1 protein-coding gene is annotated in these 347 nt (G+C 69.2%); it reads left to right on the top strand.

Translation table 11 applies throughout. The annotated features are described in order from the left end of the window. Positions 1–347 (top strand): ComEC/Rec2 family competence protein (locus HX846_RS39130; protein ID WP_178967689.1); only part of this gene is annotated, 347 nt, incomplete at both ends.

Raw genomic sequence — 347 nt, 5'->3', positions numbered from 1 at the left:
TGGCACCGGCACGACATGCCTGGCGCGACGGGATTCGCCAGCGGCTGCTGGCAGTGGATGCCCAGGGGCGAGAGGCAGGCCTGGCGGCGCTGGTGCTCGGCGATGGTTCCGGGTTGGCCGCCGAGGATTGGCGGGTCCTGCAAGCCACTGGCACCGTGCATTTACTGGTGATTTCCGGGCAGCACATCGGCCTGCTGGCGGGGTTGATCTATGGCCTGGTCGCCGGTCTTGCGCGCTACGGGGGTTGGCCGAAACCTTTGCCGTGGCTGCCCTGGGCCTGCGGCCTGGCGTTTGCTGCAGCGCTGGGCTACGGCCTGCTGGCAGGTTTCGAGGTGCCGGTGCAACGG

The sequence above is a fragment of the Pseudomonas sp. K5002 genome (genome assembly GCF_013386655.1).
GTDB lineage: Bacteria > Pseudomonadota > Gammaproteobacteria > Pseudomonadales > Pseudomonadaceae > Aquipseudomonas.
Note: the sequence above shows the minus strand (reverse complement) of the source record. Positions and strands in the feature narration are given on the sequence as shown.